Below are 4,082 nucleotides of genomic sequence, written 5' to 3'. Positions count from 1 at the left end.
GGCCGGCGGCGCGGGCTGGCCGGCGGCGCGCGCGGCGCTGGCCGCGTCCAGGTAGACCGCCACGTCCTTCAACTTGAGCAGCACGCCGTCCAGGCCCGAGGCCCCGCCTGCGCCGCCGGCCGCACCGCCTGCAACGCCCGCCCCCGCCTCCACCATCTTGTGCAGCGTAGCGAAATGGATATCGACCGGATTCACGGGCCGCACGTCGGCCGGCAGCACGTCCTGCGTGCCGTCGCTGAGGGCGGACTCCAGGCGCCGCTTGGCCGCGTCGCTGAGCTGCTTGACGGTGTCGGTGGCCGCGTCCACGCTGGACTTGGCGGTTTTCAGCTTGTCGAGCCGCGTCTGTTTCGCGGCCGCCTGCAGGAATTTGCGCAGCGGCGACTCCTGGCTGCTCACGCTGTTGATCACGCGCGCCGCCTGGTCCAGGGACGTGAACGGCACCAGCGTCACGTCCGCCAGCAAGCCGTCCCACAGGCGGATGTACTCCTCGAAATACATCTGCTGGACCACGGCCTTCATCTGCGCCGCGCTCTCAAGGCTGTCCACCGCTTCGCGCTGGTCCAGCACCCAGCTGTCCTTGACCACGTCGGCAATGGCGCCGTCTATCTGCTCGGTGAATTTCTTGTAGCCGGCCAGCGTGAACGGACCAGCGATGCCGCGCGTGAGCGGCAGGCCGCTTTGCCGCTCCAGCACCACGCCCGCGTCCCGTCCAGCGGCGGCGGTCACGTCGAAGTCCGGCACATTGGCGGCGGCCAGCCCGCGCTTCAAGCGGGTGTAGACCCGTTCGCCCATCGGCAGCTTGGCAAGGCTGAGGCGAACCTGCGCGATCAGCGCCCTGTTCAGCTGCGGCGGCGCCTCGGCCTGGGAGGACGGCGCCAGCATGGCCGCCACGTGCTGCGACAGATCCTGGCGCTGCAGTTCGTTCGCCTCCGGCAGGTTGCGGCTCCAGTCGTAGTCCAGCCAGGCGCGCACGGCCGGCGCGTCCAGGTGGTTGCGCTCGCCCAGCATGATGTAGACGCGCAGCAGCTCGTACAGGTATTCGGGATTGTTGGCGGTGCCGCGCCGCAGCTGGGTCTCCATCTGCTCCAGGATGCGCGGCATCAGCGCCTCGCGCAGCACGCGCTGGTAGGCGCCCTGCGCACCTTCGCCCAGTTTGCCGCCCTGGTACAGGCCCAGCCCCATCAACAGCGGCACTTCCTCGCCCTGGCTGCGGTAACCGCCCGGGATGTCGCGCAAGGCGTTCAGCAGCGGCAGCGCAGCAACCGGCGACGGATCTTTCGGCAAGGCCCGCGCCAGCTTGTCGATCTCCTGGCTGCGCGCGGCCACGTCGTTCACGTAATTCTGGTTGCGCACATAGCTCGTGACCAGGCCCGCCGTCACCAGCACCAGCACGGCGGCCGTCAGCGCGTAGGCGCCCCATTGCAGCCAGCGCCGGTTGCGCTCCAGGCGCAGATTGGCGCCCGCCAGTTCGCTCTCCTGGAACACCACGTCGCGCAGCAGCCGCGTGATGAAGTAGCTGCGCCCGCCGAAGGCGTTCGCCGGCAGCACTTTGCGGTCCAGGCCAAAACTGGCGGCCAGCGTGGACATCACGCGGTCGATCGGGCTGCCCTCCTGGGTGCCGCTGGTGAAGTACACGCCGCGCACCAGCGCCGCTTCCTCGTAGGAGGTGGATTCAAAGACGTCGGTCAGGAAGGATTCCAGCACGTCGCCGATGGCGGCGAACTGCTGCGGGAAGTTGTACATCAGCGCGCGGCGCTGGATGTCGCGCTCCTGCTGCATGCGCTCGAACAGGCGCGCCTGCAACTGCGCCTGCAGCGCGTCGAACTCGGCTGGGAAGGCTTTCAGGCCGGCGTCCGCCTGCTCGGCAGAAGCCAACGGGAAGGTCACGCCCCAGACCTGGGTGCGCTCCTCGCGCCCCAGGTTGTCGAAGAACTCGACAAAGCCGGCCAGCAGGTCGCACTTGGTGACGATGACGTAGACCGGGAAGCGGATGCCCAGTTCCTCGTGCAGCTCCTTGATGCGCGCGCGTATCGCCAGCGCCTGCACGCGGCGCTGGCCTTCGCCTTGCTGCAGCAGGTCCGCCACGCTGAGCGCCACGATCACGCCGTTGATGGGGCGGCGGCGGCGGTGCTTGCGCAGCAGCTGCAAAAAGCCCTTCCACGCGGCCTGGTCCACTTCGGTGTAGCTGTCCTGCGTGGTGTAGCGGCCCGCCGTGTCGAGCAGCACCGCCTCGTCGGTAAACCACCAGTCGCAGTTGCGAGTGCCGCCCACGCCGCCGATGGCGCCTTTGCCGTGCGTCTCGGACAGCGGGAACTTCAGGCCGGAATGTACCAGCGCAGTGGTCTTGCCGCTGCCGGGCGCGCCAACAAACATGTACCAAGGCAGCTGGTACAAGCCGCCGCCGTTGCCGAATCCGCTGCCTGCCTTCGATTTGCGCAGCACCGCCATGGCTTCCTGCAGGCGCTTGGCCAGCAGCGCCATTTCAGCCGCGCTTTCCTTCTGCCCCGGCACCACGGCGGGCGCGGAATCCGGATCGCCGGCCACGCTTTTCATCAGGCGGCGCTCGGCCAGCCTTGCGCGCAGCAGCTTCCATCCAAAATAGATGGCCCAGGCCAGGAACATCAGGCCGATAAAGAACCAGCGCACGCCGGTGGAGGCGAACGGCTCCTTACCGTCGAAGGCCAGCAGCGGCGCCTCGAACCAGAAGATCAACGACAGCAGCAGCACGCCGAAAAAAGCCAGCACGGGCGGCTTGATGAACCAGTTGAAGAAGCGTTTGATCATGGGGTCGGCACTGGGGTCAGCACAATAATCACTACGCGGCGGTTGCGCGCGCGGTTGGCGGCGCTGTCATTGGGCACCAGCGGTTCGGTCTCGCCGCGCCCTTCCACGGTATAGCGCGCTGCGGGTCCGGCCTGTTTGGCCAGCAGCTCCACCACGGTGGCGGCCCGGCCCTTGGACAGCGCCCAGTTGGACGGATAGCGCGCCGAGCCGCCGGGCACGTCGTCCGTGTGGCCGATGACGATGACCTTGCCGGGCACCGGCTTGAGCGCTTCACCTATGCGCCGCAGCAGGCCGTCGTAGGACGGCAGCACTTCGGCGCTGCCGGATTTGAACACGCCGTCGCCGTGCAGCACGATGGTGGAGCGGTCCGGCGTTTCCGTCACGCTCACCAGGCCGCGCTCGATTTCGGGCGCCAGGAAGCGGGCCACGCGCACCGGCGGATTGGCCATGGGTGGCGCCGGCGGCACAGGGGCCACCAGGCGGATACGCTGCAAGGCGGCGTACACGGGGTCTGAATGGCGGTTCAGCAGGAAGCTGAAGCCGAGATGAATGCACAGCAGGACCAGGCCAGCAACGGCGGCGATCACCCAGACGGGAATCAGGCGCAGCAGGCCGGGGCGTTTTTCGTTCGAGCCTTTCCAGCGCAGCGACAGGTCCGGTTCGAAGGGGCCGCGCTCTTTCTGGATCAGCTGCTGCAGCCGCTCGCGCAGCACGTCGAGCTGGACGCGGCCGCCGTCCATTACGCGGTAACGTCCTTCCAGTCCCAGCGCCAGGCACAGATACATCAGCTCCAGCACGTGCAGGTTGGCGCGCGGCTGCTGGCTGAGCTTTTGCAGGATGAGGAAGAATTTCTCGCCGCCGAAGGCCTCGTTGTGAAAGGCCACCAGCAGGCTGCGGCTGGCCCACACGCCGCTGCCGCCCCATGGGGTGCTGGAGATGGTCTCGTCCAGGAAGGTGCACAGCGAGTAGCGCGCCACGGCAATGGCCTCCTGCGCGCAGCCCGCGTTCCTGGCGTCGATCTCGAATTTTTTGATGGCGGCCACCAGCTGGCTGCGCAGCCCTTCCACGCTGGGGTGCGTGGCCATGATGCGCAGCGGGACCACCAGGTCCAGCAAGGCGTTGGCGGCGCCGACCAGCGGGTTGACGCCATTCAGGTGGGCGCGCGGCGCGGCCGTCAGCGGGGCCAGCGCGGCGTCGTAGTTTACATGGCCGGCGGCGCGTTCGGCGCCGTAGCTGTTCGCAGCGGCTGCCGCGCCCAGGCCGGGTCCGGGCCAGGCTGCCGCCGCAGGCTCGCCACC

The 4,082-nt window shown here is 68.4% G+C and carries 2 protein-coding genes; both read right to left on the bottom strand.

What is annotated here, in order from left to right; genetic code table 11:
• Positions 1 to 2,784 (bottom strand): type VI secretion system membrane subunit TssM (gene tssM, locus GTP77_RS29550; RefSeq protein WP_161075719.1); only part of this gene is annotated, 2,784 nt, incomplete at its 3' end.
• The coding region (gene icmH, locus GTP77_RS29545; RefSeq protein ID WP_161075718.1) for a type IVB secretion system protein IcmH/DotU at positions 2,781 to 4,082 on the bottom strand (1,302 nt) is incomplete at its 5' end. The genes tssM and icmH, both read right to left, overlap by 4 nt.

This window comes from Pseudoduganella aquatica (assembly GCF_009857595.1).
Lineage (GTDB): Bacteria > Pseudomonadota > Gammaproteobacteria > Burkholderiales > Burkholderiaceae_D > Rugamonas > Rugamonas aquatica_A.
The sequence above is the reverse complement of the archived record's forward strand: the minus strand, read 5'-3'. Positions and strand labels throughout refer to the sequence as shown.